Source organism: Ruminiclostridium sufflavum DSM 19573 (genome assembly GCF_003208175.1).
GTDB classification, from domain to species: domain Bacteria; phylum Bacillota; class Clostridia; order Acetivibrionales; family DSM-1351; genus Ruminiclostridium; species Ruminiclostridium sufflavum.
This window is the reverse complement of sequence record NZ_QKMR01000006.1, coordinates 113812-138037: the sequence shown is the minus strand read 5'-3', so window position 1 is coordinate 138037 and position 24226 is coordinate 113812. Positions and strand designations below refer to the sequence as shown.

Annotated in this window: 26 protein-coding genes, 1 pseudogene and 1 riboswitch; of the genes and pseudogenes, 4 read left to right on the top strand and 23 right to left on the bottom strand. The window is 33.8% G+C overall.

From position 1 onward, the window contains the following. Positions 1-187 precede the first annotated feature (187 nt). Positions 188-1423 carry a D-alanyl-D-alanine carboxypeptidase family protein gene (locus LY28_RS06820; protein WP_110461424.1) on the top strand — a complete coding sequence of 412 codons (1236 nt, stop codon included), beginning with the start codon at positions 188-190 and terminating at the stop codon, positions 1421-1423. A 65-nt stretch (positions 1424-1488) separates the two neighbouring features. On the opposite strand, the gene dapB is transcribed toward LY28_RS06820, so the two are convergent. The 16 genes and pseudogenes from dapB to LY28_RS19670 all read right to left on the bottom strand — a co-directional run bounded on the left by dapB (position 1489) and on the right by LY28_RS19670 (position 16514). Further along, a complete protein-coding gene (dapB, locus tag LY28_RS06815; RefSeq protein WP_110461503.1) occupies positions 1489-2349 on the bottom strand; it encodes a 4-hydroxy-tetrahydrodipicolinate reductase in 861 nt (286 codons plus the stop codon). 251 nt (positions 2350-2600) lie between these two features. Then, positions 2601-2743: riboswitch (cyclic di-AMP (ydaO/yuaA leader) on the bottom strand. Between the two features lie 175 nt (positions 2744-2918). Then, entirely contained in the window at positions 2919-3713 is a 795-nt protein-coding gene (locus tag LY28_RS06810; RefSeq protein WP_110461423.1) for a 3D domain-containing protein, read from the bottom strand. Between the two features lie 271 nt (positions 3714-3984). Next, positions 3985-4737, bottom strand: a complete 753-nt coding sequence (locus tag LY28_RS06805) for a DUF975 family protein (protein ID WP_110461422.1) — start codon at positions 4735-4737, stop codon at positions 3985-3987. Positions 4738-4796: 59 nt separating this feature from the next. Beyond that, positions 4797-5213: a secondary thiamine-phosphate synthase enzyme YjbQ gene (locus LY28_RS06800; protein ID WP_110461421.1), complete on the bottom strand. Its 417-nt coding sequence runs from the start codon at positions 5211-5213 to the stop codon at positions 4797-4799. 256 nt (positions 5214-5469) lie between these two features. After that, the gene (locus LY28_RS06795) at positions 5470-6204 is read right to left on the bottom strand and encodes a zinc dependent phospholipase C family protein (protein WP_110461420.1); all 735 of its coding nucleotides are present in this window, start codon (positions 6202-6204) and stop codon (positions 5470-5472) included. Between the two features lie 231 nt (positions 6205-6435). Next, a complete protein-coding gene (locus LY28_RS06790) occupies positions 6436-6972 on the bottom strand; it encodes an A24 family peptidase (protein ID WP_165835515.1) in 537 nt (178 codons plus the stop codon). Positions 6973-7000: 28 nt separating this feature from the next. Further along, on the bottom strand, positions 7001-8617 hold the full coding sequence (locus tag LY28_RS06785) for a DUF6382 domain-containing protein (RefSeq protein ID WP_110461418.1): 1617 nt from the start codon (positions 8615-8617) through the stop codon (positions 7001-7003). A gap of 230 nt (positions 8618-8847) precedes the next feature. Then, complete coding sequence (locus tag LY28_RS06780; RefSeq protein ID WP_165835514.1) at positions 8848-9447, bottom strand: prepilin peptidase; 600 nt, start codon at positions 9445-9447, stop codon at positions 8848-8850. Beyond that, positions 9431-10552 (bottom strand): endonuclease toxin domain-containing protein, encoded by a 1122-nt coding sequence (locus LY28_RS06775; protein ID WP_207658061.1) that lies wholly within the window; start codon positions 10550-10552, stop codon positions 9431-9433. The genes LY28_RS06780 and LY28_RS06775 overlap by 17 nt, the downstream gene beginning before the upstream one ends. Then, on the bottom strand, positions 10542-12698 hold the full coding sequence (locus LY28_RS06770; RefSeq protein WP_110461416.1) for a DUF5702 domain-containing protein: 2157 nt from the start codon (positions 12696-12698) through the stop codon (positions 10542-10544). The genes LY28_RS06775 and LY28_RS06770 overlap by 11 nt, the downstream gene beginning before the upstream one ends. Positions 12699-12942: 244 nt before the next feature. After that, complete coding sequence (locus LY28_RS06765; protein ID WP_110461415.1) at positions 12943-13569, bottom strand: TadE/TadG family type IV pilus assembly protein; 627 nt, start codon at positions 13567-13569, stop codon at positions 12943-12945. Between the two features lie 64 nt (positions 13570-13633). Further along, on the bottom strand, positions 13634-13846 hold the full coding sequence (locus LY28_RS06760; protein WP_110461414.1) for a Flp1 family type IVb pilin: 213 nt from the start codon (positions 13844-13846) through the stop codon (positions 13634-13636). A 75-nt stretch (positions 13847-13921) separates the two neighbouring features. After that, positions 13922-14803, bottom strand: a complete 882-nt coding sequence (locus LY28_RS06755) for a type II secretion system F family protein (RefSeq protein ID WP_110461413.1) — start codon at positions 14801-14803, stop codon at positions 13922-13924. Positions 14804-14809: 6 nt separating this feature from the next. After that, on the bottom strand, positions 14810-15553 hold the full coding sequence (locus LY28_RS06750) for a type II secretion system F family protein (protein WP_110461412.1): 744 nt from the start codon (positions 15551-15553) through the stop codon (positions 14810-14812). A 137-nt stretch (positions 15554-15690) separates the two neighbouring features. Further along, a pseudogene (locus tag LY28_RS06745) lies at positions 15691-16326 on the bottom strand (CpaF family protein); the annotation flags it as partial. A 53-nt stretch (positions 16327-16379) separates the two neighbouring features. Continuing rightward, on the bottom strand, positions 16380-16514 hold the full coding sequence (locus LY28_RS19670) for a hypothetical protein (protein ID WP_278302935.1): 135 nt from the start codon (positions 16512-16514) through the stop codon (positions 16380-16382). 393 nt (positions 16515-16907) lie between these two features. Between LY28_RS19670 and LY28_RS06740 the strand changes: the two genes are divergently transcribed. Both LY28_RS06740 and LY28_RS06735 read left to right on the top strand, forming a co-directional pair. After that, the gene (locus tag LY28_RS06740) at positions 16908-17621 is read left to right on the top strand and encodes a LytR/AlgR family response regulator transcription factor (RefSeq protein ID WP_110461410.1); all 714 of its coding nucleotides are present in this window, start codon (positions 16908-16910) and stop codon (positions 17619-17621) included. Further along, a complete protein-coding gene (locus LY28_RS06735; protein ID WP_110461409.1) occupies positions 17618-18925 on the top strand; it encodes a sensor histidine kinase in 1308 nt (435 codons plus the stop codon). The genes LY28_RS06740 and LY28_RS06735 overlap by 4 nt, the downstream gene beginning before the upstream one ends. A 17-nt stretch (positions 18926-18942) precedes the next feature. On the opposite strand, the gene LY28_RS19665 is transcribed toward LY28_RS06735, so the two are convergent. The 6 genes from LY28_RS19665 to LY28_RS06705 form a co-directional block, all read right to left on the bottom strand. Continuing rightward, positions 18943-19077, bottom strand: a complete 135-nt coding sequence (locus tag LY28_RS19665; RefSeq protein ID WP_110461408.1) for a cyclic lactone autoinducer peptide — start codon at positions 19075-19077, stop codon at positions 18943-18945. Between the two features lie 61 nt (positions 19078-19138). Next, entirely contained in the window at positions 19139-19720 is a 582-nt protein-coding gene (locus LY28_RS06725; RefSeq protein ID WP_110461407.1) for an accessory gene regulator ArgB-like protein, read from the bottom strand. Between the two features lie 173 nt (positions 19721-19893). After that, positions 19894-20811, bottom strand: coding sequence for a BRCT domain-containing protein (locus tag LY28_RS06720; RefSeq protein WP_110461406.1), 918 nt, complete (start codon positions 20809-20811; stop codon positions 19894-19896). Between the two features lie 161 nt (positions 20812-20972). Next, complete coding sequence (locus LY28_RS06715) at positions 20973-21446, bottom strand: phage holin family protein (RefSeq protein WP_110461405.1); 474 nt, start codon at positions 21444-21446, stop codon at positions 20973-20975. A 1-nt stretch (position 21447) separates the two neighbouring features. Next, positions 21448-22071, bottom strand: a complete 624-nt coding sequence (locus LY28_RS06710; protein WP_110461404.1) for a peptidoglycan recognition protein family protein — start codon at positions 22069-22071, stop codon at positions 21448-21450. Between the two features lie 86 nt (positions 22072-22157). After that, positions 22158-22679, bottom strand: coding sequence for a hypothetical protein (locus tag LY28_RS06705; protein ID WP_110461403.1), 522 nt, complete (start codon positions 22677-22679; stop codon positions 22158-22160). A gap of 121 nt (positions 22680-22800) precedes the next feature. Here LY28_RS06705 and LY28_RS06700 point away from each other — a divergent pair, with 121 nt between their 5' ends. Then, the gene (locus LY28_RS06700; RefSeq protein ID WP_110461402.1) at positions 22801-22992 is read left to right on the top strand and encodes a ribbon-helix-helix domain-containing protein; all 192 of its coding nucleotides are present in this window, start codon (positions 22801-22803) and stop codon (positions 22990-22992) included. 27 nt (positions 22993-23019) lie between these two features. Here LY28_RS06700 and LY28_RS06695 read toward each other — a convergent pair whose 3' ends face one another. Next, on the bottom strand, positions 23020-24225 hold the full coding sequence (locus LY28_RS06695; protein WP_110461401.1) for a BppU family phage baseplate upper protein: 1206 nt from the start codon (positions 24223-24225) through the stop codon (positions 23020-23022). Between the last annotated feature and the right edge of the window lies 1 nt (position 24226).

Sequence of the window (24226 nt, the reverse complement as noted above, 5' to 3'; positions counted from 1 at the left end):
TCAAAAATATTATGGTAAATATGTTACCTTTATATACATAAAAAATAAAGTTAAAAGGATTCGGAAAATACTGTAATAGTTTATTAATAAATTATTAATATTTTTCACCTTGTTAATTCTTGCATAATAAATTATTATTAGTAATTAGAATGTTATTTTTTTTAATGCTATTTTATATAGGTGAGTAATGAATACTATATTTCAAAGAATTACTTTAGCGGCAATAATTTGCATTTTTATATTTAACAGCAGTATACCTGCATTTGCTCTGACTCCGGAAGAAGATACCTCTGCTGTATCCGCTATACTTATGGATACAACAAGGGGTCAGGTGTTGTACGAAAAAGAAGCAGATGCCATATACCCTCCGTTGATTATGTGTAAGCTGATGACAGCTTTGTTAACTATTGAAAAGTCTCAATTAAATTCTAAAGTTACTATCAGTAAAAATGCTGTGAGCATGAAGGGTTCCTCCTTGAATCTGGTTGTAGGAAATCTTTACAGCGTGGAGGATCTGCTCTACGGTACTATGCTCTCACAGGGAAATGACGCTGCAATGGCTCTGGCTGAATATATCGGTAATGGTAATGTCAGCGAATTTGTTGGCTACATGAATGATAAAGCAAAAGAGTTAAATTTAACCGATACTTATTTTGTTAATCCGACAGGTCTATACGATGATAAGCAGTTTACCTCTACCAGGGATATAGCAAAGCTTGTAAAAAACGCCATTTCCAATTCCACCTTTAACTCCTTGCTTGGCGCTAAAGGTATAGCTTGGATTAATGGAAATGATTCTTCAATTCTGACCAATCAGAACAAGCTTTTTTGGAGTTATTCAGGGGTTGACGGCGGAAAAATCGGTACTACTCCGCAGCAGGGGACTACTTCGGTTACAACGGCAACAAGAGATAACAGAAGGCTGATTGCTGTTGTCCTTGACAAAAATGAAACGAATGCTCTTAGCCAAACCTCCCGGCTATTTGATTATGGCTTTTCACATTTTTCTACCGGAATTTTAGTGCCTAAAAATACAACCTTACGCAGCATAACCGTAGAAGATGTTAATATCAATCTGATTAGTAAAATTGATGTTACTTATACTTATCCCCTAGGTGACAGCTTTATTAAAAATATCAGCTTCAGCATGAGTGAAAAATTGAAGCTTCCCATAAACACAGATACAATAGCGGGAATATTGAATTATACTTTATCCGACGGCACTTTAATTGATGTAAACCTATATCCCGATAAAACTGCAGTGGCCCCTCAGGATTACAAGTCCAGAATAAAATCAATATTTAAGGAAAACCGGGATCTGGTCACTATTGTTTCAATGCTTATAGTCATAGAGTTTGTTATAATTATATATAGATTATTCAAACTGCTGTTAAAAATTTTCAAAAGAAAAAAAAGCATATAAAATAAAAACCCGGTTCTCCATAGAGGGAACTGAGTTTTTACCTGTCTAGATTACCAATGCTTTTTTTAACCGATTTCAGCATCCAGATTGTTTATATAGTTACTTTTCCTTTTTGTCTTGTTTATATTTTCTATATAGGCTCTAAGCACCTTCTCTAAATCAAGAACATCCTTCATTTCATAATAACCGGATTTTTTATGAATAAACTTTGCCGCCCGTATCGCACCTTGTGCAAAAGCCTTTCTTGAAAAAGACTCATGACTTATTTCAATCTTGTCTTCCTCTCCCACAATCATTACCTCATGTTTACCTATCACGCCCCCTGCCCTGACTGAGCTTATCGGAATATTTACCTCGGGGGTATTTTTAATTCCTACATTTTTCAGACCGCTTTTTATCTCACAAGCAATTTTCTTTGCAGTACCCGACGGTGAATCAAGCTTATTTTTGTGGTGTATCTCGGTAATTTGGAAATCATAGTTGTTCAAAAGGCTCGCTGATAGGTTTGTAAGAAGCATCAGCACATTTACACCCAAGGTAATGTTAGGTGCATATACTATTCCATTTTTATATTTTCTGGTCAATACAAAAATCTTTTTCATATCATAAGCCGAAAACCCGGTAGTCCCAATTATAATGTTGACCCTGTACTTTGAAAACAGCACTGCATTTTTCAGAGCTGCCTTTGGATTTGAAAAATCAATAACAACATCCGGCTTGTTTTTAAATATAATCTGTTCAAGTTTTTCAGAGCTGCTGATAATTGTCCCTGTATCGGCAATACCTATAATCTGTCCTAAATCCCTGCCCAGAGATTTACTATCCGGACTGCAAATGGCTGAAACAATAGAAAGCTCTTTATCGTTTAAAATTTCCTTTGCAATTTCTTTACCTGTCCGGCCCAAACCAGCAATACAAACTTTAATCACAAAAATTTCCTCCTTATTTATAAAAAATTTTCCCATAGTCCGGCTTTTAAAGCCTCATCATGCTGCCTGCAGCATAGCGTCAAAGGACAAGCCGCACAGTATTTTAAAAAGTGCAGACTTAAAAGTGCAGGTCTTATCCTTTTTGCACTTATACCTTAATTAAATGTTAATAAATATGAAGAAAATGAATAGTAATTAAAAATGCTACAGAATTAACTGCAGCATTGGATTGAAGAAACAAATTAAATTCACTTTCTCCCCAACGCTTACGAAGTTAGCTGCCGGATTCGGGTTGTAAGAGACTAACCCTACCTGAATTATCAGGATTCACCCCAATGAATGGTTCCTCCGCTTATAGTTATGGTAAACTATAACTCAGCGATAAAGTTCTAGATTTGACAAGCCCCAAACTATCAACCGATAGTAAATCGACTTTGGTAATAAATTACCACTAAATCTTAGAAATTAAATATATAGTATTGAACTTTTGTAGGTATATTTTACCGTAAATTTTTCCAAAAGTCAATATTTCCGAATAAAAGCTTAATTTCCTCAAAATCAACCTATTAAATAAGAATAGATGTATCAATCTTTCCGTTTCCCATTTTTACTAAATATACATCATAGTATTGCAGTCCCAATGCATTAGCAAAGTCTTTATCCAATACAGCAAAATCAAACCTTTCCCTGCCTTTTATTGCACTGCCTGTATCCATTGCAATAGTATACCCAAGACCCTTTATATAGAAAACAGTTCCATAGGGCCAGTGCTTATTATCTATTGCAACCGATAATCCCGGAATTATAGGCTGTCCAGAGCTCGTTATTCCCTTGTCGTTACCGCATTCCTCTGCAGAAGGCGTATATGCTGTCCCTAGAAATTTACCCAGGTATTTCTTTTTTTCATCAACAGGCAAGGAGTCACTGTTATATATATTGTAGGATTGAGGAGTAACCCCGACAGCAGCTGCCTTTTTAAGTGACTTTTGAAGTTCGATATTATCTGCTTCCAATTCATTATTGCTTGCCTCAATTTTTTTCTTTTGCTTTTCAAGCTCATTAATTTGTTTTTTTATTTGCTCGTTTTCTTTCTTTAGTTGATTGTACTGGTTATTTAAATTTTCATTAAGTTTTTTATTTTCGTCGCGCACACGCTTTTCACTGGAAACAAGAGCTTCATTGGATTTCATTATTACCATTGCCTGCACACATTCATTATTGTATTTTTCTTTATATTTTAAGAACAAATCGTTCATTTTCAAACAGTAAAACGTAAGAACTGAACATAATAAAACTAAAAAAACAATAAGAATTTTAAATGTAGTATTTTTATTTCTGTCATAACTCTCACAGCCATCCATATTTTACCTACTCCTTTAATTACATCCTTGATATGCTTTTATACAAAGCGATAAGCCTTAATAATTCTCTTTAATTGTCTATTATAATTATTTTCCAAGAGAAATTAAGTTTATACTTATAGATGTAATAATTTTTCAAGAAATAACAACTTGGAGTTAAATACGGATGCTTTATGAAATAATTGCCGGAAGCAGCTGGCAAAAAAATTATAGCCGAAAAGCCGCCCGAATTCCAGCTTTCAGCTATAATATTTAAATTCGCAGTATTCTTTTAATATTGCAGTTCCTCACTGGTACACAGTCCCATATTCAGGGAATTCTCACGCAATACCAGATAAAGCTCAGCTTTAGTGGCATCAAGGTAAGGCTGTAAAAACAGAAAGCCTAAGCCAAGGGTTACCATACAAAGCAGATACCATAAAATAAACGAAAGATCCAATACAAACATGTTAAGCTTATGTCCGTCCGTCATGTTATTGCTGAGCTCAATAGCTCTTCTGTTGCCTATATTCGGATTATCAGCCAGAATATAAGGTACCATGCTGTAAGAATATGACTTTACTATTCCGGGAATGATAAAAAGCAAATACCATAAAAAATTCTGCAATCCCTTAAGCAGCATTGTAAATACTATTCCCGAATAATTCTCCCTGTAAAAAGCAAAGCTGAAGCAGTTTCTGTTATCCTCATAGCGTGCCGATTTGACAAAATACCTTCTTCCTCCTACTTCCAGGGGATAGCCTATGAATATCCTGAATGCCAATACAATTACAATGATTACAAAAACAATAGCAGCACCCAGAGCAATTATAGCAAAAATGTTAACCTTAAAATTCGAAAACAATGCTTCTGATGATGTCCAGCTGCCCGAATCGCTATGATTATTAAAATTAGTTCTGCTGCTTCCTCCGCCGCCTCCATTACCTCCTGCTATTCCAATAACTATGCTGATTAGAAACGCCTTCCAATAATTCAGCTTTAATACTGCTTTTGCCCTGCTTTTAAGCTCTTCTCTCAACCACATGAATTCGCCCCCTTTGTATTATGAATTTTGGTGATTTATACGCTGTTTTACCAAAATAATTATTCTCCTATTATTTTAACAAGAACTCTTTTCTCTCTCATTCCGTCATATTCCCCGTAAAATATTTGTTCCCAGGTTCCAAAGTCCAGTCTTCCGTTTGTTACTGCCACCACAACTTCCCTGCCCATCAGCTGTCTCTTCAGGTGTGCATCCGCATTATCTTCATAGCCGTTATGATTATACTGATTATACGGCTTTTCAGGTGCCAAGGCTTCCAGCCATTTCTCAAAATCCTGATGAAGGCCTGTTTCATCATCATTAACAAATACGCTGGCTGTTATATTCATTGCATTGACAAGAACCATTCCATCTGCAATTCCACTGTCATCAATGCATTTCTGAACCTCATCAGTTATATTGACATACGCTCTTCTCCTCGGAATATTAAAAAACAACTCTTTTCTGTATGATTTCATAATTATATCCATGCTCACCAATCAGGAAAGAATCATAAGAATGTCTGCATGGACTCCGCCCTCCCCTTTTGTTTGATATAACAGTGCCTTGTACCTTTGCTTATGTCACACTATTTTTTCATAATTATACCATATAGGTGTAACAGTGGCAAAGCTTATTTAGCTGCTTTTAACGTCAGAAAGCAAATAAAAAAGAAGCCTCCTTGAAATATTAATCCACTATAGACAGCTTCTGATATTAAATCAACCTTTATGCTTAGTTACTGTTTTGACTGTACATCTTGCTTTTATTTATCTGAGCATCGTTATAGAACATCATAAACAGTCCTGCGGTGGTTCTCTGAGCCAAAGGAACTGTATATCTGCTCAAGGCTGAGAAGCGCTCTTCCTCATCCTCAATACGGCTCAATATTTTGTTGGCCTTAATTGCACACACTGAATTATGTGTTATAAAATCCTCAATGCTTAATAAATAACAGCCCTTATCTGCAACAAAATAATCGGGGGTTTCATAAAATTTGTCTCTTACAAATTTCTCGAATTTATGATGTTCCTTCAAGAGCTTAATGTTAGCATGCTGCGGCACCGTCATATCCTGCACTAAATGGGCCGCCGCCCCTAAAAAAAACATCGCTTTCTTAATATCACAAGAATTCAAAAAGCTAATGGCAAATGCGTAATAGTTCTTTGCCAATGTTAATGCATTTGTATTTCCGTAAAGGCCGCGATCCTTGACCGGATTATAAAAATGCCCCGAACTTCTGAAATCCTGATCCGCCCATACAACTCCCAGATTCAAATCAGCGATATACTCTGAAAACAGCTCATACTGAGCAAGCTTTTTATCATTTTTCAAAATTATCAGAGCTTGCGTATTAATAGCCTTATGAACAAAACACTCTGTTGTTTTAACAGCTTTTTTTATGGGGTTTATTGCTTTCATAGTATATTTAAACAATTTACCATAAGAATACTCAACAATTTTTGGCATTACTGACCCCTCTCCAGTCAATACTTGAAGTAAATTACCAGCGGCCGAATAAGTGATACTGTGATACTGTCATCCTGATATTCTATTACCTTGAAGTTTTTCAGCCGTAATTAACCTTGATTAAGTTATATCTCTTATATTATACAATCTTTTATGCTTTAAAAGAATAGCCGGAACAAAATATTTGATTAATTTAATAATTTCAGCCGGCAGCCTTTAGTTAAGTTCTATTTATGTAATATATGTGCAAAGCATCAGATTAAAAAGAGCACCTGCGGCAATAGCCGGCGAAAGCTTGATACTATGTTTTTCTTCACTGCTTTTAAAATATAATACCGGATTAAAACAGAATAGCCTTATATTCGCATAAAAGCTGCAAAGAGTTTTTATATACTTATCCGGCTTGTCCTCATATTTTTTTATTTCTTTTTTTGTCAGGCTTATTAAAGCTTGAATTCCTGCAAATATAAATGAATAAGCCATAGCACACAGAATAAATTCTTCTCCCAAAAGAGCTCCAATAGCACTAAATAACTTTATGTCGCCTGCTCCCATTAATCCGGCATAAAATAAAATACCTAAGAGCACCATAGGGACCGCTATTCCAAGCAGACTTGATTTCAATCCGCCAAATCCATAATAATATACATTTGCAAGCAAGCCTCCCGAAACTGCAAAAAGTACATAAATGTTGCGTATTCTTGACTCCTTTATATCATTGAAAACCGATAGGGCAAGCAAGCATAGCAGCATACTATAAATTATCATATCAACCTCCATACAGAAAATCATAAAGTCAATTACTATCGGCTGAAAAAACGAATTCCTTATTGGCAAATCTCAGCTTGTCCCTGCTGTTTATTCTGGTTTTTGTATTGGGAAGTATTCTGCAATCGTTAATAAAGGTCCCATTCTTTGAATTGCAGTCCATAACATAAAATTCATCTCCTTCTCTGATAATCTCTGCATGTATTTTCCCTATAGCGCCATTGTTAATTTCATAATCCACAAAAGCCTCCATTCTGCCTATTAGTATGCTATCCTTATTTATTTCAAAGCTTTCTTCTCCTTCCTTAGCCCTTAAATGCGGATACTCTGATAATTTTGGCATTTTAATTATTACAGTTTCCCCATTACAATTTTCATTAATGTTATATCCCTCCTCTTCAGTTTTATACTCCTTGCCTAATAATTCCTTGTCAGCCTGCCCTTCTTTATTTTTCATCATAGCTGCTATAAACTGCAATGGCTTTAAAGCATCAGTACCCATTTCTTTATTTTCAAGCATATTTACGGGTTTGTCCGTTTGTTTTTCCCTTTCCCTTACAATTTTTATTATTAAAACATCAATTGCCGTAAAAATTAATGCCACTATAATAATTGCGGCTTTAGGACTGTCTGACATCCTGACAAAGCTGCTTCTTATCGAAAATATAAAGCCTGTTGCAGTAATTCCTTGAAGCAGCACCAGAGCAAGCAAAACAGTATTTTTTGTCTTTCCCTTATAAACCTTTTCATCCTCATTATAATCAACCGCCGACATTTTATCCCTTTTATCTTTTCGAGCATTCTCTTTATTCCCTTGCTTGCTTGTTTTTTTAAAATCAGGGATTTTTAGGCTTTCTGCTTTAAGCCTGTCAGCTCCTGCTAGGTTTGCATTGTGTCGGACTCTGATATTTTTGTCTGTTCCGGGCTTTTTTACAGGTAAATTATTTATGTCAATTTCATTTTCATATACATTAACCTCAGAACCTTTTTTGGGCATCAATACCGTTGAGCTTTTAGCTGAGGCCTGTGCTTCTTTCAGATTATTACTGTCAGAGTCTTCCGGCTCCTTTGCATGTTTTTTAATATCCTCGTACAATAAGCCCTCTATAACTGCTTTTAAATTACACAAGCTAAATTTTTCATTTTTAATAACTTCAAGTAATTTTTGAATATAATTATCACTGTATTCATCACTAAAATTTGCCAGCTCAAAAATGACTTTCATAAAAAAAGCTCTAATGTCGTTTTTACAATGCTGAAAAGGTAAATATACAAAGTAAATGTCAATACTATCAGGTTCAACATAAATCAGGCTTTCATCCAGTAAAATATTGTTGTCATAAAGCAAATAGTTTTTTATTTTATAAAAATTATTAATAATACTGAGTATAGTTTTAAGAAATTCATCCCTTGTAAAATATTTTCTGGTCAAAAAACCTGACAAGGTACATTTTGAAGTAATATTGTAAAAGCAATTAAGCTCATTTCCAATACGGTTTATATTAAAATCCAGCAAACCGTTAAGCCGGTTATTTAATAGCATTTGAACCTGATAATTTATTATGTTTTTATCAATTCCGGTTTTCAAAACCAAATAGTTAGAGGTTGAATCATTTTCATATAAAATTTTAATTCCGTTTTCCAAGCTATGTATCACCTTTCATTCACCTTTCCGGTAAAATAATTAAAATGCGTCACATTCTTTTCAAGTCAATTACTATCAAACAAATAAAGAACAGCCGATAGTTTGGGTTTGAGGCTGAAACCCCCTAAAGTCAAAACAAATTCAAACCCAAACTGCATCATTCAAAATCAGCTTAACATATCATCCCGATATTTTATCGTACAAAGGCTTGAGCCGTATTTTGACATTGGTTACCAATATACAATTATCATACAAATAACCGTGGCAAATAATATAAACGGAGCAAACGGGATCTCAGTATTTTTATCAGCCTTTTTTATTATTAATGCTATCACAGAATGCAATCCGGCTGATATTACAGAGACAAACAGAATATTAATGAAATCCTTAACTCCGGCAAAAAAGCCTGTAACTGTCATAAGCCACAAGTCACCGCCTCCAACCTGTCCTTTTGATAATAAAATTATTATCAGCATGATTAAAAACGCAGCGACTCCACCTGATATGCTATTTCGCAAAAAGTCTGCTCCATACAGCAAAGCAAAACATACGAAACCTGTTATAATACCAATAAACAATAATTTTAAAGGTATTGTCTTGTTATATAAATCATTTATTGAAGATACAAATTGTATGGTAACTAATGAAAGTAAAGCGACAGCTTCTATTCCAATTTTCATATGAAAAGCTATGCATGAAACAGCTGCCAGCCATATGCAAAAGCATATGGCCATTGGTACGGTATTTTTTTTTAAATTTTCACCCGAGCCTGTTTCATTAATTAGCTTTAACGGTCTGGGCTCTCTAATTACATTAATCTTCTGTATCATTTTCCACCTCATCTGGATTTCTCTCAGTATTTCCGCCTTGTGCAGCTTTTCCCCTGCCATATGCCTTTATAACCTTTAAATTAATCCCCTTGCCTTGTGCTGTTTTTATACATTCATTTATGGCTTGCTGCTGATTTGAAAGCAGCTCTGCTTCGGGAATAATTAATCTCAGCTCCCTTATACAAACTTGCATCCCTTCTATTGTTATTTCCGAGCTTTTCCCTCCTTCAAATTTCTCAAGCTTATCAATATACATCAGCAGCTTCTTTTTGAGATTATCAGAGCTTTTATAATATGCCTCCTCCGTGTTAAGGCTTTTTATACTTACGGCTTTTCCATTACTGAATATTGCTATTGTCGGAAAACTAAACGGAAGATTTGCGCCTTGAAGTTTACGAATCTCCCTGCCTCTGTTTATATTAGACATATCCCATATCCCCGCCCCGTCTGTTTTTTCCTCAGCTCTTTTCACTCCTTCTTCCCCCGCCCAAATACAGCTTGAGGCCATTTGCCTTAGGTGTATTTCCGGTAAAAATTGAGTTAAAAAAGGAAAAACCATTTCATAGCTTACAATAAGGTCTATGCTTTTACCGTCTGCCAGCATTCTGCTTTCCGAAAAATCCAATCCGCTGAAACCATTTTTTAAGTTCAGCCACCTTAATCTGTCATTAACCGTATCAATGCGGCTTACTTCCAGATTTTCCTCCACAAGAGCCTTCAAAACCGGCAATAAAACAGCTTGTGCACGAATATAATCCGTTGTGTCCTTTCCGATTTGTCCTATAATTGAGGATAGACTCGAATCTCCAAAGGTTTCGCTGACTTTCTGAGAATTGCAAATTTTTTCCAAATAGCCTACAAGCTCATCTGCATCGGTCTCATAATACAGAAGCCCGTATAGGCTGATTTCATTACATGCCCCCAATATAGCCTGCTGGATAATTTCATGTGTATAATAAACTTTAACTATGAATACAAATGTAATAAAGGCAGCTATAAAAACCGGGAGTATAATAGCGGCTTCTATTGTGATTGAACCTCTACAAGCCGCGATCCTTTCAGCCATGAATACTGAAGTTGTTTTATATGCCTTTTTAATAGCCAATACACATATCCTCGCTTATATATGTTCTTGAGGTCTTAAGTTCAGACTTCTGATTAAATGACGAAAAGAAAATAAAAATATTTTTAATTGATACTGTCATGTCCATCTTTAGCTCTGCCTTGCAGTCTTCCAATAAAAATCCCGTATTTGACCTTCCTAAATTAAGCTGTATCAAATCCTGAATTCTTGCCAGCTTTTTCTCCTTATTCATCATTAATAAAAATACCTTCAAGTAATCCTGATAGCTAAGGCATAAAAAACTGTCCTCCGAACCGGCCTTTGTATTTTCAGATACCGCACCTGAAATATCTGTTTTCCACTGGTCCTTTGTTTTATATATAGGAACTTTTTCACCTGAAAGTAATTGGTTTATATCATATATTGATTCTGCCGCAGCCCATGCAAATAATATCGTTGTTTGTATAAGAGGCGCAGATAGCCCGGCGCTCCAGATACTTAATGAAGCAGCCAGACTGGCTATTCTGCTCATTTTTATAGGATTCCCATAGATGTGGACAGCATTTGCCGTTAACCTCAGTGCCATAATTTCAGATTTCATAAGTAAAGAATTGACCCCTTCATCTCTGTTGCCATTAATAATATATTCAACTTCAAATTCTGAAAAATAGCCCTTTCTTTTTGTTTTATCTTCCGACCTCAAATTATAAGCTCTGCTTTGTTCCTCATTTTTCAGAAGAGGCACATCATGCATAAATGTACCCATTACATACTCATTCACATATATAGCTTCTGTTACCCTCGACACAAGCTGGCTTTCAGAAGCAGCTGCTATGCTGTCATCTGATAATAAGTCATCTAAATAGCCGTCTATAGAGATCTCCCCTCCTGAATTTATCCCGTAAGAATTTACTTCGGTTACAGTCTTTTCCTCAATATTTGCTTTTCGGGAGGGAAGCTGTTTCATCAAATTATCTTCTATTTTTATGGATTCAGCTTTTTCACTAAATAACCTTTTCAAAGCCTGTTCCACTTTGCCTCTGTTATCCTCATCCTCTGATATTGAAGGAACTGTCTTATTAAACGTATAATTAATGCCGGCTTCAGAAAAGCTGTCCAATTCCTGTAAAAAATCATTACCCAAGGCTGCTTTTTTCAATATGTATTTACATCTTTCTATGTTCCTGTTCAGGCTTGCTATAATAGCATCAGAATTGTCCTCCCCCATAAGCCCCAGAATATGTTCCAAATCATTCTCATAGTATTGCTGAATTTCATGGCTTCCTTCATCAGCCTTTTGTATATTATTTATTTCTTCCTGAATCCGTTTTATCAATTCTCCTTTTTTAACAGTAATGGTATTTGAATTTTCCAAGGCTTCTGAGTTTAAGCTTTCATATAGCTTTATAAGCTCTAAAATTTGCTGCTCTACCTCTTCCTTGCTTTTTACAATTTCATTTATATTGTCCTCGATATCTTTCAGCTTTTTTATCAGCTCCCCTTTTTTATTTATGCCGGTTTCATTAGAAATTTGCTCCTGCATTGCGTATTTCTGACTGATATACTCATTAAAATATGTTTCCTTATTCATAAGAGCTTTTTTCAGCTCCGATAATTTAGATGTGATTCCAATTCCATTTATTTTCTTTACGGTATTCTCTAAATAAAGTTGTATCTTCCCAATTTCACTTGCTTTCTTGTCAGCCTCAATTATTCCTTTATATACTTTAGAATTACCTGTTAGGCTGCCGAGCCCCTCAGCTTTTTTAACAAGATCAGCAGCTATTTCATAGGGTGCGCGATATTTCATAAACTCCATGATTTGTCGTTCAAATATAGCTCTGTCCTCCAGCGTATGCTGTTGCTTTATACTAGTATTTTCGATATTGAAATCGTATAAAAACTCCTCCTTTTCATAGATATTTAAATTTTTAGCCAAGTATTCTTCAAAGCTTTCCTTAATTGAAGCATCGTCCTGATAAACGCCAAAAAGTCCGTACTCCTTCTCCAATTGATTGCTATAACAGGCTAACACAGAGGAAACAGCTGTACTGCCTGCTCTATTTATATGCGAATGAGCCAGACTTATCCTTGCGGCATCTGTAAATACCGCTGCCGCAAGCAAAACAGCTGATAGCACAATACTTGTAAAAACAGTTACAGAGCCCTTATGATTTTTAAATTTCATTATACACCACCTTTATCCAAGTAATTGCTATCGGCTGACTATACTCTATCACAGCGATATTTACACCTCCTTTTCAGGTGAATTAAGCCTTTAAGCTAATACAGTTTGAGTTTGAATTTGTTTTGACTTTAGAGGGCTTCAGCCTCAAACCCAAATTATCGGCCGACAGTAATTGACTCCGGTAATTCCGACACGACAAAACTTTTTTAGAAAATATATCCCGTAGGTGTAATCGGTAAGGATTCTATCTGGATTTGAAAAGCTTATCCAATACAGTACTTACCTGCGAATCTTTACCAATCCATTTATTATCACTGTTTGCAATACATTTTTCAATATCGTTGATAATATCCAGATTTCTGACAAACTCAGCTTTATCATGGAGGGGAGAATTCGCCTCAGCTTTAATGCAGATTGTTGACGGAAGGCCGAATATTTCAAGACAGTTTCCCGCAGGAAGGCGATATTGAGCCTCAAGTGAGGCACTAATCTGCTTTAATAAGAATTTATCCGATATACAGATGTCAGATTTAATTTGTGAATTAAAAACTGATTTTTTAAGTCTTTCAGAGATATATTGGTTAAGCGCAGCCTTTTTTTCTTCTGAGCTTTTATCATATATTCTCCAATAAAGATTATTATTAACCGAATAGCCGTATTCATCACAAAATTGCTTGCAATAATAGCATGAGCCTATATTAGCGGCTTCATTGACAATGCTTTGAAGAACTGCATATTGATACATAAGTATAAAAATATATATAAGTGCGGCCGTAAGCAGAAATACAACCGAAAAAACTATTGATGTCTCTGCTGTCAAGCTGCCTTTTTTATTTATATAAATTTTTTTTGTATTTAAAGCCAAACTCATTAGCTCTTCTCCTTACCATTCAAGCAATTATTTTGGCAGAAAGCCACTGATAGGCTTGAGGCAATCAGTCCGCTCCATTTAGCTTCGCCTGGGTTCCTGTGTTATTTTCAAGCTGGTTCCCGTCAGGAAAAAGATTCTCTATAATACTGTTTACAAATTTAATCAGCTGATTTCTGAATAATAAAGCCACTCCAACAAGAACAGCAATAATAATTACTATCTCAACCGTTCCCATACCATCCTCCTCGGCAGCAAATCTTTTAAGTGTATTAAGCATGTATTTATCCTCCTATATTTTTGATTTTAATGCTTATTCAGCTTCTATCACAGCTCATACAATTGCAGGTAATGTTCAAATCCCTTGCATGGAAATAATTGCAGGAGTTATGACTATTATAATTATGGCAAAAAACATAAGCATCATAGGTAAAAGAAGCTTTGTAGATGCCTCCTCTCCAAGTTTTTTTATCGCATTCTTGCGCATCTCCCAGCACTCGTTTGATAATATTCTTAATGTCATAACAAAATCGTTTCCTCCTCTCTTTGTGTATTGTATGACAGTTGACATAAGCCTTGATATTTCGGGAGTTTTAACTCTTTTTGCAAATTGGCTGAATGCCTCTGCTTCACTTTTCCCGGCTTTAATATCAAGACTGGTTTTGTCTACCTCAGAATAAAAATATCCGCTTTTATTGCTATCACAAGATAGCTTTTCCCATGCCTTAGACATTGTCATTCCTGCATTGATTAAAAGAGTCAGCTTATTAATAAAATTCGGGAACTCAAGCTGGATTTCCAGTCGTCTTTTTTTTACCCTGTTATTAAGCTTTAAATCATCTGATATTACCAATATTCCAAATAAAAGGATTACATATGCGAGGAATACACCTTGATATTGTGACAATATTTCCACACTCAGTGCGCATATTATTCCAAGTAAAATTAATATGATTTTGTTTGCATGAAATATTCTGATATAAAATGCAGAATACTCCTGACCAAAGACTTCACAGATGGTATTAATCATTTTTCTGTCATAGTTTGTATTGTAAGAATAGGCACATATGTCCAGTATATGAAGACCAACAGGCAAAAGCTTTTTCAATATAAAATCCTTTTGATTCAAAGCTTCCACATATTCTGCATAAGACGGACCATGTTTAATAAGAATTCCGAAAGAACATACTGATATTATCAGTATTGCAGATAAGACAAACCAATTAGCAAATAACATATTTCCTCACATTTTTATATTCATAATTTTGCTTGATAAAAAGAAGGCGGCCATAAGCATAAGCAAGCATACTGTCATAGCTGTTCTTCCCTGAGAAGTTGTAAAAACCGGCTCTATATAGTCTGAAGCTGTAACAGAAAGAATGAAAACCATACCTATCGGCATGACATTTAATATTTTCTGTTCAAGCTTTCTAGATGACAGTATCGTTTCAATCTCTTGCTTCATCTCAATTTTGTCACTGATTATCGCAGCTGAATTTTTTATTGCATCTATCAGATTACCGCCTGTCCTCTTGCAGATAGTAATAACATCAGAAAAATTAATAATGTCATCAATATCTGATCTTTCTGCAAGCTCCCTTAATGCTTCCTCAACTGTTATATTATAGGATAGCTTATGAAGGATCACTTCTGTCTCTTTAATTATATAAGCTTCGCCACTTGGATAAAGCACATGCAGGTCTTCCAGCGCATTTTCAAATGCATTCTCTAAAGCTCTTCCTGCGCTAAGGGATGAGGATAATGAAGCCAACAGGTCTTTAAACTGCAGGTTAAGCTCATACCTTCTCGCACTGATAATCTGCTTTCGCTTGTATTTTAAATATAATATCCCCAGCGGGCACATCACCGCCGAAAACAGCACATTTCTATAAAACATGTACGAGACTGCAAAAAGAAATATTGCCGCTATTGAAAAATATATAATTTTAAGCCTTATGCCAATTAGATATGAATTATAATCAATCAAGTACTTTCCTCCTGTCTGATGTGAGTTTGCAATATAATCTTTTTAATCATGAAAGCCTGAGTTTATCCATACAAGGCAAAGTGAATCGAGAGTGCCATGATAAGCTTGCAGGAATAGTTGCTGCGTTTTTACTCGGACTAATCTAAGTTAAATATTCCTGCGTTTATTAGTTTTGACTTGTTATATAAAGGATTTTTACTTCTTTTCAAGTATCCCACAACCGGGTCGGACGGCCTTTCAGCATTTTGAAGCATTTCTTCAAATACAAATAGCGGACTCAGTTTTATACGGCTGTTTTCTACACCAATTATTTCTGATATTTCCATTGTCCTTCTTGACTTGTCCCGCAGTCTTGAAAGGAAGATAATTATATCAATGGCAGAGGCTATTTGACTTCTGACTGCTTCAACCGGCAAAGCCGATGAACTGACTATCATTGTCTCTATCCTTGAAAGCATATCTTCTGCCGAATTGGCATGTCCTGTCGAAATAGACCCATCGTGTCCGGTATTCATTGCGGCTAGCATGTCAATTGCCTCAGCACCTCTAACTTCACCAACGATTATTCTTTCAGGCCTCATCCGTAAGGATGCTTTTATCAGATCTCTTATTGTAATCCTGCCTTTGCCTTCAAGGTTCTCATTTCTGGTTTCAAGTCTCACCAGATTTGGAATGTTTGCTATTTGAAGCTCCGCAGAATCTTCTATTGTTATAATCCTTTCATCCTTCCGGATGAAATTTGACAATGCATTCAGGAAGGTTGTCTTGCCGGCTCTCAAAACAATTTAGATATAAAAAAACAAGTGCTTTTAAAGCACTTGTTTTTTTATATCCGTACATTAACCGTTTTTTCATTATCTGAATATTCATATCCTAAATTTTTATAATATTTGCCTTTATAAAAAATTCCTTTCACATGCTCAAATCCTTCTCCAAAATTGAAAATATCTGTTTTTTTCAAATATACGTTTCCCCCTGTAATATTGGAATTTTTAATAGGAATCACTTAGTTATTTTTTGACATATGTCAAATCTTAATATAGCATATTAATTGTATGTATTTAATTGCATATATAAGCGATACCAATAAAAAGAGAATTTTCTAACTTAATGGGTAGGAGTTCTCTTTTTACTTATTATTTCCACCTCCTAACATATGATTTAAATCATTCTTTTTTTGTCTTAACATTGGCAATATTCTGTTTAATTTGTTTTAACTTATCACAATATATACTTAAATACAAATATTGTCTATACATTTCGTTCCAAAAGTTGTTTTTATTGACTTAAAAAATATTCTAGTGTATTATTTTTAATATAATCTTATTACATAAAAGGAGGCACTTGTATTAATATGCTAAATATAGGAGTTTTGGATGATAATTTAAACACATTAGAAAATTATAAAAATCTTTTATCTGAGTGGTTTTTAAAACATAATATTAAAGGAAATTTAATTCTAGCATCTACAGATCCAGACGAATTTATGAAAGCGGTTAAAACTAATACAATAAATGTTTGTATTATAGACATCAACTTGAGGAACGAAGTAAATGGTATGTATTTAGCTGAGCAAGTCAGGGATAGTAGTGAATCTATTGACATTATATTTTTTACCGGATGTTTAGATTTTGTTTTTAAAGCATTTGAAATACGTGCCTATAGATTTATATGTAAGCCAGAATGGGATGTACTTGAAGATACATTAGTAAAGCTTTCAAAGGAAAAGGTACAAAACGAGCTACTAAAGGAGCCAAAATTACAAATCAAATGCAATTCGGAAGTATATTTTGTTCCTAAAAACACTATAAACTACATAGCACACTTAAATAGAAAAACTATTATATACACTAAGTATGGTGAACACTCAACATACGAATCACTCGAAGAATTAGAAAGCAGAATTAGTGATACTCGGTTTAAACGTTGCCATCGTTCTGCTTTGGTAAACTGCGAAAAAATTTATTGCATAGATTTCAAAAATAAAAAAATTAAACTACTAGATGGAACATCTTGTGATATTGGACCTAAATATATCTCTGGATTTGAGAAAGGACTTGAACCATGAGCATAGGATATCTATTAATAAACACTGTATTCTCTGCATTAACTGCTTTGTTAATTTTTATTTTCTTAAAATTTAACTTTAGCTTTAAATGTGATATAAGAAGACTATTATTATTACTTGTTGTTTTTGGATTTATAAACGGCTTTGTATCTACGCTTTGGGCACAATATGTTAATGTTTCTAGAGAATTTCAATTAATAAAACCAATAATTTTATTTTTTATATGTTTGCAAACAATAAAAAATATTTTAAAAATTAGCTGGTCAAAAGCAATAGTATCTTTTTTTGTTGTAATGGCAGCACTCGGATTTGCTAATTACCTAACACCTATATTATTTTCTATGTTGTTTAAACTTGACGTAACAGCTGCTACAATAAAAAATAATATTTACTTATATCTTATGGTTAATATTTCTATACTAATTATTTGTACATTAATTACAATATCAACACGTTATTTTACAAGGTTACATAAAATTAAAAATTTAAAGCCTGTTTCTGTTTTGTTTGGTATAGTTCTCCTTGTAATGCTGTTAAATATGAATGCTCATTTCGTAGATCACTATAATATAATTTCTTTCGCTATTGCCTTAATAATATCATTTGCATTTGTAATTGTAGCCATAATTTATATAAATAAATATCAGCGTAAAGAGGATTATTTAGAAGAGAAACGTCAACAAGAATTTTATAATGAATCTTTGTGTGATACATTACAGGATCTTAGGAGATATAAACACGACCATAATAATCATTTGTCCGTACTACATCACATGATAATTAATAATCAATATGCCGAAACAGCTCAGTATATATCTGAAATATACGATTCAACTAATTCTATTAATACTTCTGTTTTTAATATTAAAAATGTTGCATTATTTGCTATCATTTCAGCAAAAATGGAAAAAGCCAAAACTTTAGGTATAAGATTTAATTTAAAAACTATTGGCATAGTAAAATATGTACCAGAAATAAAAGTATCCGAACTATGTGAAATTGTAGGGATTTATGCAGACAATGCCATCGAATCCGCCTTTGAAAGCAATGATAAAATAGTTGAAATTACTATTCTTGCATATGATAACGGAAATATAGATTTAAAAATAGCAAATAGTTGTAATACTATTCCTAAAATGAACATGTTGAAAATTGATGGTTATTCAACTAAAGGAAAAAATAGAGGTCAGGGATTAGCTATCGTTGAAAAAATTTTGAGCAAGTATAAATTTGTATTAAACAACATGATTTTTGATGAAAACGAAATGATGTTTATTCAGGATATAAAAATAAAAAAGGCTTAAAGCCTTTTTTATTTTAGTTACTTTAGTAAGGATTTTGGGCATTCTGGCTGATATAAAGACCAGAACCAACATGCCGAAGCCGAAGATGTGGCTGCAAGCATTCCAACAGCGCTAAGAACAGTTAGAACAATTATTTTGATACGTTTGTTCATTATTTTTCACCCCTCACTTTTTTTGATATTTATTATAAGACTGATGTTTACAAGCAATGTATTAGCATATCCCGCCTTTTTGGTTTTTTGTAATCCGATAAATTACAGGAGTTAAATTAATAGTTGAAATTAAGGTAACTATAGAAATGATATTTGAATAATTTACAGGAACAATACATGTAATGATAAACCACATTACTAATAATATACTCCCTTTAATCCTTAATTCCTTCTTTCTTTTTTCTGTAATTATAGGTCTTGATGCTAAATCCGCTGGAGCATACAAACCCATAAGTATTCCCGATATAACAAACAAAATAATATTAAGATATCTAATATTAATTAGATCTGATAAATAAACAGAACCAAACATAAGTATAAAATGTGTAATTATACATCCGAGCTGCGTTTTTGCATGAACCCCACCAAAATATGATTTGTTAATGGCAAAAACTGCAACAGCCACCAAAACAAATTTAAACTGTCCTAAGCCCAATGCTACTAATAATACCGCAATTAATTTTAAGCCATCTGAAAAAGCTATATATAATCCATAATTAATTTGTTCGGCTTTTTCTTTAGATGTTCCCGGAACACTTGCCACAATTTGAGCGGTTATTTTTTTAGTAATTTTTTTTAACATAGGTTCACCACCACTTACAATTTATTCTATTATATTACTTTGTTTTTACTTTGTCGACAAATTTTAGTAACTTTTTTTATTTATTGCCTATTTTGTATGGGTAAAATAAAGAAACCCCTGAAATTAATTTCAGAGGCTTCTTTATTAAATTATAAAGCAGACTTATGGAAATCCTATAATTTATCATTTTCAACTGCATGCCAAAAATCATTTTCATGAATAATAAGGATAGACTTCCCTTTTTTTCTTAAATCCATTGCCTGCTCAACTTTTCTTCCATAGCACGAAAAAGCCCAGCAAGGGTTCCCATTATTTCCTATAACCAAGTATTTAGTATCTTTTATTACAGAGTCCTTAAATTTTCCTTCTAAAGATTCAACAATATTTTGAATATCGGCTCTTTTAAATCTTGATGATATTCCTGTAAAGCAAAATAAATTATTCTTAAAATAAATGTCAGGATCAACGCTACATAAACCTTCAATTTTTATAGTTTCTTTAAGCTTAATAATTTCATCTGCATCTATATTTACACTATTGTTAAAATCAATAAAGTCACTAAAGAATACTTTTAAAATCTCTTTTTCTTTTTCATCTATGATACCATCTGACAAAACGGAGGAAATTATAGAAAACAATTCATCATATGGGTACAGCCCCTTTAAGTGATGATTTTCAAAACTCCAATCCCTTAAACCTTCAATTTCATCTGTGGTTATTTCATTATCAGCTAATATCCCATGCATTATACCATGCAGCTGCTGTATATCTGCCGTAATTATATTATAATATTTGCTTGTGCCTTTAAAATTATCACATGCCCATAATATATCCTGAATTTCACTTTCAGTTAATATATTATCTTCAATTGATGTTTGTATTAATGGTATAATCTCGTCAAAAGGCTTTCTGTAAATCATTTCTTTGTATTGATCACACCAATTACTTAGTTCAACTATTTCGTATAAATTAACTTTTTCATCAATAGCAATTCCGGTAATTATCCCCTCTAATACATTAATTGCCTTATCAAGTTCACTTTTAAATGTGTATCTTGCATACTCCATTTCTTCATAATTAGCAATTGTCATAATATACCTCCACTAATATTTTATATCATAAAGTTACTATACTTTGTAAATTATTACAATAAAAAGTATAAAAATTATTTCATTATGATATTAAAGAGAGGTTTTGAGCAAAAAAAAAATTAAGCCCCTGAAATTAATTCCAGAGGCTATATTGATGGCTTTTATTTATCTGAATTATCTATAATTTTGTTACCCGCAGTATCAACCGCACCTTTAAACAGTGCGATAGCTTTCTGTAAGAAGGCAGGAATAGGAGCACCCATCTTTCCCGCATTTTCAATTACGCTACCCAACTCTGTGAGTATGTACCATACTAATACAATAGGGCACAAAAGCACTGTATAAGTAAAAGGGAGTTGTATTCCGGTTATATTATTTATTACAGTGCCTATTACTATGTCCAATAGTGCTGCAACCAATACAACAACAATGCATCCAGCTTTATGCCATATTCCTTCCCTCCCCCGTTTGGAACTCCATTCTCCTTTTTTTGCAGCTGCCGCAGACCCGGATATCCAGTCTCCTGCCAAACAAGCAACAAAGGCTACTACTAACCAGCCAAACCATCCTAATGCCGCTGATATTCCCGCAAATACTGCTGTTACTGTCATTTTAAATGCATTAATTTTTTCCATCTTATTTCCCTCCATAACTTTTAGCTATTTTTATTATTAAAGCCGGAAAACTAGGATCTATATCCCTCTTCCCCAACCAAAACTTATAAGAAGTATCAACCTTCTCCGCAACAATTTTCAAAGCCTCTTCAAACGTCATTTCGATTGCTACGTTTACTTTGTTTCTGAATACTTCCCATTCCTTCGGATTATCAACAAACCATTTGGGACATATTTTCCCCGTTACATCATAGTGCCTTATAATGTCTGCTAATGGGTTAAGGTTGTATCTTCTGCATATGTCGGCACACAACTCAATTAATGCATTGTAGGTAGTTTCCTTAAACTTACCTGTTGTATCCGGATGGCAGCACTCAATTGATATGCTGTAAGGGTTAGCACTGTTTGTACAAATTGATTGTTCTTTTTCGGGAATACAGCGGATTATTTCTCCTTGTAATCCGATAATATAATGACTGCTGGCTTTTGTAGTCCTTGATTTACTAAGACTTTCAAAATAGTTTCTGTTTGCCAATGCTGTGCTGTTGGGATTGCCTACATAGTGTACTGCTATTTTTGTAACATTTATTTTTGTTTGCTGCCTATTGTATAGGCTGGGAGTTAAAAGCATTTCTGTTATTTTCATAATTTAAATTCCTTCCTTCTTTAATTTTTAAGCAATATAAAAGGACTACCCATTTTGAGTAATCCTTTTATATTTTAAAGTTTTATTTATTTTTCTAACCATTCACAGATTGCCAAGTCCCAACTGCTGTCTTTGCCAGTCAGCCATTGTATAGTTTTGACTATCTTATCATCTTTAAAATTACACCAATTAAAATACAGCCTTGATGTTCTATATCCGCAGATGCTTTCAAAAGATGTACTATAAAATCCATGCCATTTTACATCAGGATACAAAGTTATAACTGTTGTATATATTTTCTCAGCAAACTGTTTTACCTGCTCTGTAGCTTTCTTCTTTTCAGAATACTTATATTCACCGAACTGAATTTCTTGAAATAACTGATAATTTGCATCAGCCTGAACCTCATAATAATCGGATTTTTTTATCACTTTGTACTTTATTTCCGCTGTACCTATATCTGTTTCAATTACTCCATAATCCTCCTGCAATATGTTTTCAACTTTTTTTAGTTCAACCCCGTCATTTTTATTATCTGCTGCTATAGCTACAAAACTAAGGTTAATTATCCCACACAAAACTAACATTAAAGCTAATACTTTTTTCATACCTTTTTACCTCCATTTTTTATTAATATTTTAACACAATTTGTATTGTTTTGAAATGTATATTTTGTGCCATATATGAATACATTTATTAATAATATAATTGTATCCGGAGGTATTGAATATGACAGCGGATAAAAAAGACTTTATTGTAACCAAAAGCAAAAACGAATCAGTTACATTTACGGTACGTATGGACAAAACATTGCAGGCAAAATTAGATGATCTTTCCTCCAAATCAGACCGAAGCCGGAATGAATTGATATCTCTCTGCATCAAATATGCGTTGGATAATTTAAAATTCATAGACGATTAATATACTTTAATGCCTATCCCTCCTTTTTTATGTTCTAATAGCTCCGCCATTGCTTACTTGCTCTGCTGTAGTGGCTGTAGGTTGCGTTCCGACTTTGCCTAAAGTACCAGCATTGCTTGCAATTAATGCTACACCATTTCCGGAGCCGCCGTTATTATAGGACAGCACATTGCTGTTTGCTACTCCTATAGCATAATTTATATTACTAACATTACAATTAAGTATATTGCCGTTGCATGCATAAGCCCAAATTCCATAACTACCAGCTACATAACTTACTGGCTCTATTCTGCAATATTGTACAATAAATAAATTACTTCCGCTTATGAGTCTAATCGAAAACTCTCCGTTTCCGGAATACGTTGTTTTTATACCTTGCAGCAAAAAACTATTAGCACAGTTATGCCCTCCAATAATTATTTTGCCTGTTACTATGTAATTAACACTATCTGCTAAATTACCGGCTCCAATTATTCGTATCCCACCGCTGCCGGAAAAACCATTAATAATAAGTTCTTCATTGTATGTACCGGCGGCAACGTAAATAGTAACAACATGGTTTACGATTTGAGGTATCATGCTTATCGCTTTGCTTATAGTTAAAAAAGCATGGGCTGAGTCATTAGCAGAGCCATCATTTGCATTTGAGCCGTCTGTCCGAACGTAATATGTTATATTATTGGTAGTTTTAAAAGGTACTTTATTATTAATTGCTGCATTAACTTCATTTATTGCATCCACGCAATTTTGAGAGGTTGTATTTAATGTTCCTGTTCCAACTTTATTTGTTAGGGCAACAACGTCTATTGCTTCTAATTCTTCCTTTAACTGCTGTAGTATTGCAAATTCCGTTGTGCTTTGGACTGCCGAAGGGTTAATAAGATCAGACACTACAATAAAACTAAATTGAGATGTAGTTAATCTTTCGCCATCTGCTCCCATTAACTGCACACTTGCGAAAACGGTTCCTGCTATTGCTATTTCGTTTGTGCCTAAATTATATGTAAATCCTATATCTGTACTAATTAAATTACCCTGAACCACATTGCCATCAGCTTTTAAAAATGTAATAGTTGCGGTTATTACTTTTGTGTAATCTATTTCTGCACTTCCATCAAAAATCCGGATGGCGAATTTATTAACCTTACAATCGTTTTGTACTAAGCTTATGTTGCTATTAATGTAATTTTGCTCTGATATGTCCAAAACTATATCGTATGTATTTACAATCATT